The organism is Lacinutrix venerupis, assembly GCF_003663945.1.
Classification (GTDB): Bacteria; Bacteroidota; Bacteroidia; order Flavobacteriales; family Flavobacteriaceae; genus Lacinutrix; species Lacinutrix venerupis.
In genome coordinates this window covers 114,340-129,384 of the sequence record NZ_RCCH01000008.1, presented here as the reverse complement: position 1 = coordinate 129,384, position 15,045 = coordinate 114,340, and the positions used below count along the sequence as shown (strand labels likewise).

Genomic DNA, 15,045 nt, shown 5'->3' with positions numbered 1-15,045 from the left:
TAAACTCCTAATTTACTATTAATTAATTTTAAAATAATGCTCTTAAACCTAAACTGTATGTACTACCTAAACCTTGAAAACTATGACCTCTTACTATTTTACCGTAAGACGCTTCAATGTTTAATGTTTGTGTAAGTTGGTATTTTCCACCAAAACCTAATTGCGTGTAGTTTTGAGAGAAATCGTTGCCTAAATCAATTAAAAAAGCCTGTTGCGCATTTACAAATACTGTAGATTTACCTGATGGAAAATAACTTAAAAAAGCACTTACAGGTAAAAACATACTGTTATTAGCAAAACGCTCTCCAATATTCACTTCGTCTGCATTGGCTTCACTTGCTTTTTCTCCAAAATTAAAACCAAAATCGGCTTCTGTAAATATTTGCCAGTCGCCACCACCAAAGGTTTTATCGTAAAAAAACTTTGTTTCCCAAAATACACTACGTTTATCTAAATATCTAGCACCAGGCTCGTCTTTAAAAACTGGTAAATACACAGAACTTGTAAACGAAAAATTAGGAATATTTGCAAAAGGCTGCACTCTAATTGATGGTGCAATTGTAGTTAATCCACTTCTAGAATCCACACCATTATTCTCGAAACTAAATACGCTAAACGCATCTTGACCGTAAAATGTATTGGCTCTTACTTGAAATATTAAACCTACATTTATTCTTGAATTTTTACTTACTCCTGTATAAATTTCTGTCGTATTAGTAAAAAAGTTTTCTCTTAATATATCTTGAGCATCACTGCCTGCATCTGTTTGCTTGGTTTGCGTGTATAAGCTATTAAAAAACTTAATATCCCATTGTCCTTTATTTAATAATTTAGATGGTGTATACGTTTGTATATTACTTTCTGTTTGTTCTTCTGTTTCTTGAGAAAAGCTCAAAAATCCTATAGCTAAAGCTATAAATAGTAAGGCAGTTTTTTTCATTTAAAATTGATTTTTATTAATTAGTTAGGAAATTTATAAACAAGCAAACCATATTATGGCTTATTAATATTCCAATTATATTCAAAATAAGACAGCTTAAAATCTGTTGGAATTTTAGTTGTTCTAAACCTGTTTAAGTATTCTATTTCTGTTTGGCCGTTTACAACAAAATCCTCTTTGTACCATTCTAATATTTTAGAACCTTTTACCTGTTTCTTTTTGTTATTTACTTTTATAAAATAGTCTCCATTTATGGCTAATGTGGCTTGCTTTTGTAGCTGTGCTTCTAATGTACTAGGCAAGTAAGCTTTATTAATTAATGGCGGACAACCAACTGCACCACATACTAATACAAAATGAAAGCGCGCATCTTTAAACTGGGCTCTTAACAAATCGTTCTCTATGCTATTTAAGGTTAGTTTTTTACCTGCTAGATTGTATTTTGTTTTATCAAAAAAACCTTTATCATTTAAAGGCGAACTTGTTGGGTAATTATCTACTAAACCTTTAATAACCGAAAGATTGTATGCATTAATCCAAAAGGCTTGATAGTTTTTAGCATCGGTTTTTGAAACCGAAATTCCTTCAGCAGTTTTTAAAACTTCATTTAATGTAGAAGGTTCTTTTTTAATTTCAGAATAAGCTACTCTTCCATTTTTTACGTAGGTTTTAAAAAAGGAATCTGCTTGTGTAAAAAAGGTTTCTAACGTTTGCGCTTCCGCAGAAAAACCTCCCAAACACACTAATATTATTACTATTATTTTTTTCATAAAACGAAATGTTAAAATGTTTACAGTTGAAAACTAAGTCTGAAACATTTTTAAAAACTTTCAAAAACTGAAAAAAAAATTCTTTTTAAACACTACTCACAATTTATATTTATTCTAAATACCACTTCGCGATTAAGTTTTTATCTTTAGTCACGACCTAACAAAAAACAAAACTTAAAACATGGAGCATATTGTTATAATTGGCAACGGAATTTCTGGCGTCACTACTGCAAGACATATTCGAAAAAACTCTGATAAAAAAATTACAATTGTTTCTGCGGAGTCTAATCATTTTTTCTCTCGTACTGCACTAATGTATATTTATATGGGTCACATGACTTACGAGAATACTAAGCCTTACGAAGATTGGTTTTGGAAAAAAAACAGAATCGAACTTAAAAATGGCTATGTTAAAAATGTAGATACTGCTGCTAAAACGCTTCATTTTAATAATGGTGACACGCTACAATATGACAAATTGGTTCTTGCTACCGGAAGTAAACCAAATAAGTTTGGTTGGCCAGGACAAGACTTAGATGGTGTACAAGGCTTATATAGTAAACAGGATTTAGAAACTTTAGAAGCAAACGCACCAAATAATGAAGTATGCAATAGAGCAGTAATTGTTGGTGGTGGATTAATTGGTATTGAGTTAGCCGAAATGCTAATGACAAGAAATATTCCTGTTACTTTTTTAGTACGCGAAAGTAGTTTTTGGAACGGTGTTTTACCAAAAGGTGAAAGCGCTATGATTAATAGACATATTGAAAGTCACCACATAGATTTACGCTTATCTACAAATTTAAAAGAAATTAAAGCCGATGAAAATGGCCGTGTAAAATCTATAATTATCGAAGAAACTGGAGAAGAAATCGCTTGTAATGTTGTAGGCTTAACTGCTGGTGTAACACCAAATATAGATTTTTTAAAAACCTCTAATATTGAAACTGATAAAGGTATTTTAGTTAACAAATATTTAGAAACTAATGTACCAGATGTTTATGCTATTGGCGATTGCGCACAACAGCACGAAGCTATTGGGCAACGCAGACCAATTGAAGCAGTTTGGTATACAGGACGTATGATGGGAGAAGTTTTAGCACAAACAATTTGTGGTAATAAAATGGCATATAATCCAGGGCACTGGTTTAATTCTGCAAAATTTTTAGATATCGAATACCAAACTTACGGTTGGGTTTTTAGCGAAAGAAATAAAAAAGATAACGAGTCTCATTTTCACTGGAAACATGAAGACGATACAAAATGTATAACTGTAGCTTATAACAATACTACAAATACATTTTTAGGTATAAATACTTTTGGTATTAGAATGCGACATGAAGTTTTTAACCGTTGGCTTACCGAAGAAAGAGACATTGACTATGTGATTAAAAATTTAGCAACAGCTAATTTCGATCCAGAGTTTTTTAGTCATTTTGAGAAAGACATCATTAAAGCATATAACCAACAATTACAAACAGCCTAACCTAACAAAATGAGTAATAAATTAAATCACAATATGTCTTTAGCAAATGCAAAAGACTTATCTACAAAACAAAAAATAGCTTCTGGAATAGGTGTTCTAGGGCTTTTTATATTGGTTTTAGCCTTTTTAAATGTTGGTTTCACCAACAAAGTTTTATGGCTTTCTTTGTCTCTTGGACTTATAACTGCTGGTACCATTTGGTTTACAAACCTTGCTTATTTAGGTAAAAGTAAAGGCATAAAAAACGATGGTGTTTGGTTTAAATCTATATCGTCTCGAGGCATTATAGGTTGGATAACCGGTGTAGTAATGACTGCTTTTTATATTGTACTATATTTTAAAGCTGGTTGGTTAGGTCTTGGTACAGATGGCGCTCCAAACACTGGTTTGGTTGCACTTTTCGATCCTTTAAGTAAAGTATTAAGTGGTAATCCTGCGAGCCAATGGTTTGTTTATGGTACACTTTATACCGTTGCTATTTTAGTTTTTGGTTATAAATTTTTAATGAAATACCGCCATAATCGTTACGAACAAATTAGAACAGGATCTGTCATGTTTTTTCAGCTTGCATTTGCCTTTTTAATTCCAGAGTTTATGGCGAGATTAAATTCCGATAGTTTTAAACTACCTTACTACGACCTTAAAAATATCTGGCCACTTAATTACTATAATTTTGAGCAATATAGAGTAGACGAGTTTATTAGCGCAGGAACTGTTGGTACCGCGTTACTAATATTTGGTATACTTTCTATATTTGTAATAACTCCTATTTTAACTTTTAAATACGGTAAACGTTGGTATTGTTCATGGGTTTGTGGTTGTGGTGGTTTAGCCGAAACTGCTGGAGATCCTTTTAGACACTTAAGTAACAAAAAACAGTATGCTTGGAAAGTAGAACGTTGGGTAATACATAGTGTTTTAGTATTTGTAGTGTTAATGACAACTGCTGTTGTGTACTCATACTTAGGTGATGATTCTAGCAAATATTGGCTTACAAAAAACGTGTTTTTATTTAGCGTTGCAGGAATACTAACATTAGTATTTGCATTAACCATGATTTTTAAACGCCAAGAACTTGGTAAAGACGCTAAGCTAGGAGCCATAGGTTACTTTGCAATAATTATGGCATTAATTGGTATGCACTTTTTTAGTGGTAACAGTAATGTGTTTTTATTTGAGGCCGAAACACTTCGAAGCACATATGGCTTTTTAATTGGCGCTATATTTTCTGGAGTTATTGGTACAGGCTTCTACCCTATTTTTGGAAACCGTGTGTGGTGTCGTTTTGGATGTCCAATGGCAGCAATACTAGGATTTCAGCAACGCCTTTTTTCAAAATTTAGAATTACAACTAATGGTGGACAATGCATCTCTTGCGGTAATTGTTCTACCTATTGCGAAATGGGAATAGACGTTCGTGCTTATGCACAAAAAGGCGAAAACATTGTACGTTCTAGCTGTGTTGGTTGTGGTGTTTGTAGTGCTGTTTGTCCACGTGGTGTTTTAAAATTAGAAAATGATAGTATGGATGGCAGAATTAACCCTAAAGAAATTCTATTAGGAAACGATGTTAATTTAATGGATTTGTTAAACAACAAATAAAATGAAACGCTAAGCTTTTTAAAAATGAAAGTCGCCATTTACATATTCGTTTTTTTATTCAGTTTTAATGCTTCCGCAGAAAAAATATATAATAAAACTTTTTATGATAACGGAAACATTAAAGCTGAAGGTTGGACAGAAAATAATTTAAAAACAGATTATTGGAAATTTTACCACAGTAATGGTAACCTAGAAAGCGAAGGCCATTTTAAAAACAATAAACCCGTTAAATATTGGTACTTTTACACTTTTAACGGAAAGAAAAAAAGCGAAGGCCATTATTTAAAAGGCATAAAAGTTAATTGGTGGTTGTTTTACGATAAAAACGAAAACATAAACCATAAATGCCAATTAAAAAACAATGTAAAAAATGGCTACTGCTTAATGTACAAAAACAACAAGCTTATTGCTGCTGCAAAGTTTTCCGAAGGAAAAAAAATAAAAGAATGGAGAGACTTTTCATCCTTTAAAAAAGAAAATAAATTGAGCGATCTTAAATGACCAATATAAAAGTCATCATTCCTGCTTATAACGAGCAAGATTCTATTACAAACGTAATAAACGACATCCCTAACATAGTAAACGAAGTTATTGTAGTAAACAATAATTCTACAGACCTAACCGCTGCAAATGCAGAAAAGGCAGGAGCAACAGTACTTACCGAGAATAATCGTGGGTATGGTTATGCCTGTTTAAAAGGTATGGACTATATAGCAAAACTTCAAGTTAAGCCAGATATTATAGTATTTCTAGATGGTGATTATAGTGATTACCCAGAAGAGTTAACCAAAGTTGTTGCACCAATATTAAATGATGATATCGATTTTGTAATAGGATCAAGAGTTAAACGACTTAGAGAAGGTAACTCCATGACACCACAACAAGTATTTGGTAATTGGTTAGCAACCTTTTTAATGGGTTTATTTTTTGGCGCTAAATTCACCGATTTAGGTCCGTTTAGAGCTATAAAGTATAACAAGCTTGTAGCGTTAAATATGGAAGATAAAACCTATGGCTGGACTGTAGAAATGCAATTAAAAGCTTTAAAGCAGAAACTAACTTATGTAGAAGTTCCTGTACGTTACAAACAAAGAATAGGAGTTTCTAAAGTGTCCGGAACCGTAAAAGGTACTATATTTGCAGGTTTTAAGATATTAGGTTGGATTTTTAAATACAGTTTAAAAAAGTGATTTATTTAAATACATTTATTATAATTATTTACTCTATAGCATTGGTGCTTATTTTTATGTACGCACTGGCTCAATTAAATTTATTGTTCAACTACATTTCTGCACAAAAGAAAAAAGTAAAAACACCTTATTTAGATTTTAATGATCCAGAGCAAGTACCGCACGTAACCATACAACTTCCTGTTTTTAACGAAGAATATGTAATGGAACGTTTATTAGAAAACATTGCTTTAATAGACTACCCAAAAAACAAATTAGAAATCCAGGTATTAGACGACTCTACAGACGAGACTGTAGCATCTACAGCAATAAGAGTACAAATGTTAAAAGACCAAGGTTTAGACATTGTACATATTTGCCGTACAAATCGCGAAGGCTTTAAAGCAGGCGCATTAAAGGAAGGTTTAAAAATTGCAAAAGGAGAATTTATTGCCATTTTTGATGCCGATTTTCTACCCAAAAAAGACTGGCTAAAAAAAACCATTCCGTATTTTATAGATCGTAATATAGGTGTTGTACAAACACGTTGGGGACATATAAACCGCAATTATTCTACCCTAACAAAAATACAAGCATTCGCTCTAGATGCGCATTTTACTTTAGAGCAAGTAGGCCGAAACTCTAAAGGACATTTTATTAATTTTAATGGTACCGCAGGCGTTTGGCGAAGACAATGTATTATAGACGCTGGAAATTGGGAAGGCGATACATTAACCGAAGATTTAGATTTAAGTTACCGTGCACAACTAAAAAACTGGAAATTCGAGTACCTTGAAGATGTGGTAACTCCAGCCGAATTACCAGTAGTAATTAGTGCAGCGCGCTCTCAACAATTCCGTTGGAATAAAGGTGGCGCAGAAAACTTTAGAAAAATGATGACTAGAGTTTTAAAAAGCAAAAACATCTCGCCAAAAACAAAACTACACGGTTTACTACACTTACTAAACAGTACCATGTTTTTAAACGTACTAGTAGTAGGTATATTAAGCATACCAATGCTTTATATTAAAAACGAATATGCACACCTAAAACCATACTTTTATGTTATGAGTTTCTTTGTGTTAAGCACCATTATTTTCTTTGTTTGTTATTGGTTTATGTATAAACGATCTTATGGTGGTGGCTTTAAAAACTTTATTCGCTACATAGGTATGTTTTTTACCTTTTTCTCAATAGCCATGGGCTTTAGTTTACACAATTCTATAGCCGTATTAGAAGGTCATTTTGGAAAACGAAGTGAATTTGTACGCACACCAAAATTTAATATAAGTAGTATAAAAGACAGCTGGCAAGGCAATAAATATTTAAGAAAAAACATCTCTAAAAACGTAATTTTCGAAGGGCTTTTAATGCTCTATTTCGCCTTTGGAATGTATAGCGCATTTGTAGTTGGCGATCAAGGTGGCGATTTTGGGTTATTTCCGTTTCACTTAATGTTATTTTTAGGTTTTGGTTTTGTGTTTTTTAAATCGTTAACCTCAAAAGCATAGTATAAAAATATTTTGGGCGTTACCTAAAGGTCGCGCTTTCACTACTCGCTCTTTTTGTAAAAACAACAAAAAGGAGCTTAAACAAACCGTTCAATCGCTAACGCATAGTCATGTTTAATTCTGCAGTATTTAAAGCTAATAAACTCCCAATTTTACTTACTATTATTAGTGCTGTTTTATATTTTACATTTGCGTATAACTTAGAGAGAACTGCACATTTTAAACTCGTTTCTATATATGTTTTATTATTTACAAGCTTTTACTTTTTAATAAAAAACAATAAAGAAAACACCAATTTTCTTACCGCAATAGCCTTTTTATTTCGAGCAATATTTATACTATCTATACCCAATTTATCGCAAGATTTTTATCGTTTTATTTGGGACGGACGCTTGATATTACAAGGTATAAATCCATATTTACACACACCAGAATCTTATATCTCGCAAGCACAATATCCAGTAGCACAAGCACAAGAATTGTATAATGGTATGAGGCAACTTAACGCTAGCCATTTTACAAACTATCCACCAATAAATCAATTATGCTTTATAATAGCAGGCATATTCGCAGGTAAAAGTATTGTTGGTTCTGCTATGGTTTTAAGACTATTAATTATTGCTGCAGATTTTGGAATTCTCTATTACGGAAAAAAGCTTTTAAAACAATTAAAACTACCAACACATAATATATTTTGGTACATACTCAATCCGTTTATAATAATAGAACTTACAGGAAACCTGCATTTTGAAGGTGTAATGATTTTCTTTTTAATATGGAGTTTATACCTTTTACATGTTGGAAAATGGAAATGGGCAGCAGTTGTTTTTGCCTTATCTATAGCCACTAAATTAGTACCATTAATGTTTTTACCACTGTTTTTCTGGTGGTTTTTAAAAGAACAAACAACCAAAAATTTTATAAAACTCATTACATTTTATACTATTGTTTTAGTTACAATACTATTACTATTTGCTCCATTTTTTTCTTCACAATTTATAGATAATTATGCCAAAACTGTTGGACTCTGGTTTAGCAATTTTGAGTTTAATGCAAGCATTTACTATATAGCAAGAGCTATTGGCTATTGGTTTAGAGGCTATAATGAAATTGCTGTAATTGGTAAAATTTTACCAGTTATTACAATACTATTTATTCTCTATTTATCTTTTTTAAAGAAAAACACTAGTTTACAAAAACTAATAACCGCTATGCTTTTTAGTTTTACAATCTATTTGTTTTTAAGTACAACGGTGCATCCTTGGTATATAGTAACCATACTTATGCTAAGTATTTTTACAAATTATAAATTTCCGTTAGTATGGAGTTTTATTGTAATAATAAGTTATCTCGCGTATGCAAATGCAGACAATACCGAAAACCTTTGGGTAATTGCTTTAGAGTATTTAGTTGTGTTTGGCGTGTTTATTTGGGAAACTATCCTTCAAAAAACAAAAAAATCACATGCTTAATACATGTGATTTTTTTTAAATATTGTAAAAAAAATCTTATTTAACCTTTTCTAACTTTGTAATAGTAGACGCTTCTGTTTCAATTTCAAAACCATCTTCGTCTTCTTCTACTAAAATTTCTGTTGTATAAGTTACTTTCATTTTTGTTCCAATTAATGCATCAGAATTTAAATCGAAAGATTTTAAAACGTCATTATTTATATTTTGAAACGTTATTGTTCTTTCATCTTCATCATCGTTTGTAAAAATAAAATTATACCCATAATCTTCTGCACCATCAAAAACGGCAGTGATTGTTTTAGCATTTTGGATATTTTTAAAACTTGATAGCGTTAACATAAAAAAAGCTACCATTACTATTTGTATTATATTTTTTGACTTCATTTTGAATAATTTATTAATGTGAATTTATTTTAAAAAATGTTCGAAGGCTATATTTTATTCTAAATAAAAACACAACAATCTCTTGCCGAAAATAATAGTTATAATATGCTTGCTTTATGTAAGTTTTAAGTTAGAAAAATTTAATTAAAAATCATCATCATTTTCATCCAGTTCTGGAGCTTGTATTGCATCTGGATCATCACTATCGAAATCTTCGTAATCGTCTTCGTCGTAATTTTCCATTGTAACCTCTAGCTTTGTACTTACTTTTACTAAATACTTAGTATCTTCAGTAATAAGCTCTACTGCTTCAATTAATTCGTTTTTTGCATTCTTAAAAGAAACGATATTACGATCATCGTATCCATCAGGAAATTTTTCGACTAACATTGCCAGTATTTCTGGTGTTAATTTTTTGAAGTCAACAATTACTCTTTTTAAGTTGTCTTGCCTATTTTTCATTGCATTATATTTTATTTCTGAAGATGCATTATGGACACCTTGTTAGTTCAAAAATACTATTTTGTATTATTAATTCTTATAACATCGTAAAAATCTTTTCGTCTGTCTTTTAAATTTTTGACAGCTCCAAAAGAATGTAGTTCTCTAAGTAAACTTAAATCTACATCTGCAACTAAAATCATCTCTGTATTAGTGGTTGCTTCAGCTTTAATACCATTACTAGGAAATGAAAAGTCGCATGGTGTAAATACGGCAGATTGTGCGTATTGGATGTCCATGTTATTAACATTTGGTAAATTTCCAACAGATCCAGCAATTGCAACATAACATTCATTTTCTATTGCTCTTGCTTGTGCACATAAGCGTACTCGAGAATATCCATTTTGAGTATCTGTTAAAAATGGTACAAATAATATATCCATTCCTTCATCAGACAATAATCTTGATAATTCTGGAAACTCTGAATCGTAACAAATTAGTATTCCTATTTTTCCTGCATCGGTTTCAAACGTTTGTAATTTATTACCACACTGCATACCCCAAACTTTAGCTTCATCTGGTGTAACGTGTATTTTTTCGTAACGCTCTATACTTCCATCTCTTCTACACAGGTAACCTACATTATACAACTTGTCTTCTATTAATTCTGGCATACTTCCAGTTATAATATTAATGTTGTAAGAAATAGATAATTGTTTCATTTTATCTACAATTACTTTAGTGTATTTTGCTAATTCCCTAATAGCATCTGGCTCATGCAAATGATTGTATTTAGCCATTAATGGTGCATTAAAAAACTCTGGAAACAAAGCAAAATCCGACCTATATGCTGCAACGCTATCTACAAAATATTCTACTTGCTGCATTAACTCTTCTAAAGAGTTATAAGTACGCATTTGCCATTGTATTAATCCTAACCTAACAACTGTTTTTACAGAACTTGCTTTTCGGCTTTTTTTGGTATAATAAATATTATCCCATTCCATTAATACTGCATACTCGTTTGATGCGGTATCACCTTCTAAATAGCCTTTTATTATTCTAAGTGGATGAAAATCGTTAGAGATTTGAAAATTTAAAACAGGATCATGAATCTCTTTTCGTTTTACTTTTTCAATATACTCTTTTGGTGTTAAATCGCTTTGATGCTTATGATAATTTGGCATTCTACCTCCAAAAACAATTCCTTTTAAATTAAGCTCTTCGCATAATTCTTTACGATAATCGTATAAACGTCTTCCTAAACGCAAGCCTCGATATTCTGGTTTTATAAAAACATCGATACCGTATAATACGTCTCCATTTGGATCGTGATTTTTAAACTTATCGCCTTTAATAATATCTGCATAGGTGTGATTATCTTCAATTTTATCGTAATCTACAACAAGAGATAATGCACAACCAGCAATATTGCCATCAATTTTAATAACCACTTGACCTTTAGGAAAAATGGTTGTTAATTGTTGTATGTGGCTTTTTTTCCAATACGAATCTAACACACCGCCGTAAGATTCTAATGTTGCAGATTTTAATTCTGCATAATCCTCTACGGTTAAGTACTTTAATTCGATATTTTCAATTTTCTTGTCGTCCATTATTGGTCTAACAGGTAAGCAAAAATTAATGGAGCTACAATTGTAGCATCACTTTCTATAATAAATTTTGGTGTATCTATATCTAGTTTTCCCCAAGTGATTTTCTCGTTTGGTACGGCACCAGAATACGATCCATAACTTGTTGTCGAGTCACTAATTTGACAGAAATAACTCCAAAACGGTGTTTCTGGTCTTTCCATATCTTGATATAACATCGGTACTACGCATATAGGAAAATCTCCTGCTATTCCACCTCCAATTTGAAAAAAGCCTATTCCATTTTCAGAATTATCTGTGTACCAATCTGCTAAAAAAGTCATGTACTCTATACCAGATTTCATTGTGCTTGCTTTAAGTTCTCCTTTAAGCACGTAGCTTGCAAAAATGTTTCCCATTGTACTGTCTTCCCAACCTGGGCAAACTATTGGCAGGTTTTTTTCGGCAGCTGCATACATCCAAGAGTCTTTTAAATCTATTTCGTAATATTGCTCTAAAACTCCAGATAATAACATTTTATACATGTATTCATGCGGTAAATAACGTTCTCCTTTAGCTTCGGCATCTTTCCAAATTTTTACAATATGTTGTTGCAATCTTCTAAATGCTTCTTCTTCTGGAATACAAGTATCTGTTACACGGTTTAAACCTTTTTCTAGTAAATCCCACTCGTCTTGCGGTGTTAAATCGCGATAGTTAGGCACACGTTTATAATGAGAATGTGCTACTAAATTCATGATATCTTCTTCAAGGTTTGCACCTGTACAAGAGATTATTTGTACTTTATCTTGTCTTATCATTTCGGCAAAACTTTTTCCAAGTTCTGCAGTACTCATTGCACCTGCTAATGCTACTAACATTTTAGCACCACTTTCTAATTGTGCTTCGTAACCTTTTGCTGCATCAACTAAGGCTGCTGCATTAAAATGCAGATAGTGTTTTTCTATAAATTGAGAAATTGGTCCTTTAGTATTCATCGTCTTCGTTGTATTTAGCACTGTTGTTTTTTTGTTTTACATTCTCGTAAGCATTGTCGTAATCTGCCTCAACATCATCATTTTCAAATTTATAGCTTAGCATTTTGTAATATAATTTTGCTGCTAAAAAATCTGAAGATTTATCAATTTTATTTGGGCATAATTCTACTATATCAAAACCTACTACGTTTTTCTCTGCAAATACTTGCTTTAAGAATTCTAGTGTTTCGTACCATAATAATCCGCCAGGTTCTGGTGTTCCTGTACTTGGCATTATTGAAGGATCGAAAGCGTCTAAATCTATTGTAATAAATACATTTTCTGTCATTTGATCTACAGCGCTATCCATCCAAGTATCATCTAAAGCCATTTCATGAGCAAAGTATGTTTTGTCTTTGTCCATTACTGTAGTTTCTATAACGTCCATAGAGCGAATACCAACTTGAATTAAATTTGTTGTTTGGCTAGCTTCGTACACTGCACAAGCATGGTTACAAGTTGAGCCTTCGTATTCTTTACGTAAGTCTGCATGCGCATCAAGTTGTAAAACTGTTAAGCTTGGATACATTTCGTTAAAGGCACGAATAGTACCTATAGAGATTGAGTGTTCGCCTCCAAATATTGTAACAAACTTATTTTTTTTAATATACTTTTTAGTTTCTTTATGTACAGCATCTACCATTGCTTCTGGCGAGCTATTTTCTGTTACAGGATCTGCTAAATAAACACCTTGTCTGTAAACTTCGGTTTCTGTTTCAATATCGTAAAGCTCCATATTTTCTGAAGCATTTAAAAATGCTTCTGGACCTTTATCTGCTCCTTTTTGCCAAGTACTTGTACCATCGTAAGGTACAGGAATTAATACAATTTTTGATGTTTCAAGTTTAGAGAATTCTTCTCCAATACCTGCATAAGTTTTAGTTTGCATAGCCTAAAATTTTAAGTAAGTCTTCACTTTTTTGTTGTTCACTAAATAGTTTTGTTGTTATGTTTCCGTCTTCATCTTTATTAATTAAAACGTGTTTTGGAGACGGTATTAAGCAGTGTTGCAGACCTCCAAAACCACCTATAGTTTCTTGGTATGCACCTGTGTTAAAAAACCCTATATATAAAGGTTTATCTTTATTATATTTTGGTAAATAAATAGCATTCATGTGCTGCTCACTGTTATAGTAATCGTCACTATCGCATGTTAAACCTCCTAGTAAAACACGCTCGTAAGTTGACTCCCAACGGTTAAGTGGCAACATTATAAAACGCTTGTTAATTGCCCAAGTATCTGGTAATGTTGTGATAAATGATGAATTAATCATATTCCATTTCTCACGATCGTTTTGTTGTTTTTGGTATAAGATCTCGTAAATAGCTCCACCGCTTTCTCCTACTGTAAAGCTTCCAAATTCTGTGAAAATGTTTGGCACATCTACACCTTCTTCTTCACAAGTAAGTTTAATTTGGTTTACAATCTCGTCTACCAAATATTCATAATCGAAATCGAATGCTAATGAGTTTTTAATAGGGAATCCACCACCAATATTCAAGCTGTCTAAGCTTGGACATATTTTTTTTAAACTAGTATATACTTTTAAACATTTTTGTAACTCATTCCAATAATATGCATTATCACGAATACCCGTATTTATAAAGAAGTGTAACATTTTAAGGTTGACTTTTTTATTGCCTTGTATTTGATTTTTATAAAAAGGAACAATATTCTTGTAACCAATACCTAGTCGAGAGGTATAAAACTCAAATTTTGGTTCTTCTTCTGAAGCGATACGAATACCAATATTAAATTTACCTTTTACTTCTTGAGATAATAAATCTATTTCCTCATAATTATCAATAATTGGAATGGCGTTTTTTTGGCCGTTATTAATTAATCGAGCAATGTTGGTAATGTATTGCGCACGTTTAAAACCGTTGCTAATTACATAAGTTTCGTTTGTTATTTTACCTTCGGCTTTTAAACTTTCTACAATATCAATATCGAAAGCAGAAGATGTTTCTATATGTATATCATTTTTTAAAGCTTCGTTTAAAACATGTTTAAAGTGTGAGCTTTTAGTACAATAACAATAGTTATATTTTCCTTTATAGTCGTGTTTTTCTATAGCGTTTGCAAACCATTGTTTTGCACGCTGTATGTTATTAGAAATTTGTGGCAAATAGGTAAACTTTAAAGGTGCACCATATTCTTCTTTTAGTTTCATTAAATCTATACCATGAAACTGTAATTGGTTTTTTTCCAGTTTGAATTCATCTTGTGGAAAATCAAAAGTTTGATTTATTAAATCAATATATTTTGTATTCATTTATTTGAAAATAGTGAATTTGAAAATTAAAACAATAACATAGGACTGAAATTTAATTCAGTTTAAGAAATTGTAAAGATATTCAGATTTGAATTTTCAACTCACATGTAGGCACAAAGCCATATTGATGCTGGCTTGCATAGATTGTAGTAAAAGCGGAAGTTAGCTCTAAAATTCGGTTGCTTAATCTAAAAGCTGCTTTTGAAAATGACTTCCTGATGTCCAAAAGCCCGAACGTATAAACACGGTTCAATTTGTTCAGCTATATTATGTACTTATAAAAGTAATAATATTATAATGCTGCAAATGAAATACTTTTTTTTGAATTGCAAATATATTTTGTGTTATTTTTTTTAAAATTTTAA

At 31.6% G+C, this 15,045-nt stretch carries 14 protein-coding genes; 6 read left to right on the top strand and 8 right to left on the bottom strand.

Annotated features, from left to right (window positions below):
• Positions 1-28 precede the first annotated feature (28 nt).
• Both CLV86_RS12605 and CLV86_RS12600 read right to left on the bottom strand, forming a co-directional pair.
• The gene (locus CLV86_RS12605) at positions 29-940 is read right to left on the bottom strand and encodes a hypothetical protein (protein WP_121052807.1); all 912 of its coding nucleotides are present in this window, start codon (positions 938-940) and stop codon (positions 29-31) included.
• A 53-nt stretch (positions 941-993) separates the two neighbouring features.
• Entirely contained in the window at positions 994-1,710 is a 717-nt protein-coding gene (locus tag CLV86_RS12600) for a DUF547 domain-containing protein (RefSeq protein WP_170148545.1), read from the bottom strand.
• Between the two features lie 181 nt (positions 1,711-1,891).
• Between CLV86_RS12600 and CLV86_RS12595 the strand changes: the two genes are divergently transcribed.
• From CLV86_RS12595 to CLV86_RS12570, 6 genes are all read left to right on the top strand, one after another.
• Positions 1,892-3,196, top strand: coding sequence for an NAD(P)/FAD-dependent oxidoreductase (locus tag CLV86_RS12595; protein WP_121052805.1), 1,305 nt, complete (start codon positions 1,892-1,894; stop codon positions 3,194-3,196).
• Between the two features lie 9 nt (positions 3,197-3,205).
• Positions 3,206-4,798, top strand: a complete 1,593-nt coding sequence (locus CLV86_RS12590) for a 4Fe-4S binding protein (protein WP_121052803.1) — start codon at positions 3,206-3,208, stop codon at positions 4,796-4,798.
• Positions 4,799-4,822: 24 nt separating this feature from the next.
• On the top strand, positions 4,823-5,299 hold the full coding sequence (locus tag CLV86_RS12585) for a toxin-antitoxin system YwqK family antitoxin (RefSeq protein WP_013869273.1): 477 nt from the start codon (positions 4,823-4,825) through the stop codon (positions 5,297-5,299).
• Positions 5,296-5,988 carry a glycosyltransferase family 2 protein gene (locus CLV86_RS12580; RefSeq protein WP_121052801.1) on the top strand — a complete coding sequence of 231 codons (693 nt, stop codon included), beginning with the start codon at positions 5,296-5,298 and terminating at the stop codon, positions 5,986-5,988. Before CLV86_RS12585 ends, CLV86_RS12580 begins: the two co-directional genes overlap by 4 nt.
• Positions 5,989-6,044: 56 nt before the next feature.
• Positions 6,045-7,478, top strand: coding sequence for a cellulose synthase family protein (locus tag CLV86_RS12575; RefSeq protein ID WP_121052799.1), 1,434 nt, complete (start codon positions 6,045-6,047; stop codon positions 7,476-7,478).
• Positions 7,479-7,588: 110 nt separating this feature from the next.
• Positions 7,589-8,950: an MptA/MptB family glycosyltransferase gene (locus tag CLV86_RS12570; RefSeq protein WP_121052797.1), complete on the top strand. Its 1,362-nt coding sequence runs from the start codon at positions 7,589-7,591 to the stop codon at positions 8,948-8,950.
• Between the two features lie 36 nt (positions 8,951-8,986).
• On the opposite strand, the gene CLV86_RS12565 is transcribed toward CLV86_RS12570, so the two are convergent.
• The 6 genes from CLV86_RS12565 to CLV86_RS12540 all read right to left on the bottom strand — a co-directional run bounded on the left by CLV86_RS12565 (position 8,987) and on the right by CLV86_RS12540 (position 14,680).
• On the bottom strand, positions 8,987-9,334 hold the full coding sequence (locus tag CLV86_RS12565; protein ID WP_076734235.1) for a hypothetical protein: 348 nt from the start codon (positions 9,332-9,334) through the stop codon (positions 8,987-8,989).
• Between the two features lie 144 nt (positions 9,335-9,478).
• Positions 9,479-9,796 (bottom strand): hypothetical protein, encoded by a 318-nt coding sequence (locus CLV86_RS12560; protein WP_076734236.1) that lies wholly within the window; start codon positions 9,794-9,796, stop codon positions 9,479-9,481.
• Between the two features lie 56 nt (positions 9,797-9,852).
• Positions 9,853-11,391, bottom strand: a complete 1,539-nt coding sequence (locus tag CLV86_RS12555; RefSeq protein WP_076734237.1) for a bifunctional GNAT family N-acetyltransferase/carbon-nitrogen hydrolase family protein — start codon at positions 11,389-11,391, stop codon at positions 9,853-9,855.
• A complete protein-coding gene (locus CLV86_RS12550; protein WP_121052795.1) occupies positions 11,391-12,365 on the bottom strand; it encodes a deoxyhypusine synthase family protein in 975 nt (324 codons plus the stop codon). The genes CLV86_RS12555 and CLV86_RS12550 overlap by 1 nt, the downstream gene beginning before the upstream one ends.
• Complete coding sequence (gene speB / locus CLV86_RS12545; protein ID WP_076734239.1) at positions 12,355-13,293, bottom strand: agmatinase; 939 nt, start codon at positions 13,291-13,293, stop codon at positions 12,355-12,357. The genes CLV86_RS12550 and speB overlap by 11 nt, the downstream gene beginning before the upstream one ends.
• Entirely contained in the window at positions 13,283-14,680 is a 1,398-nt protein-coding gene (locus CLV86_RS12540) for an arginine decarboxylase (protein WP_076734240.1), read from the bottom strand. Before CLV86_RS12540 ends, speB begins: the two co-directional genes overlap by 11 nt.
• Positions 14,681-15,045 lie beyond the last annotated feature (365 nt).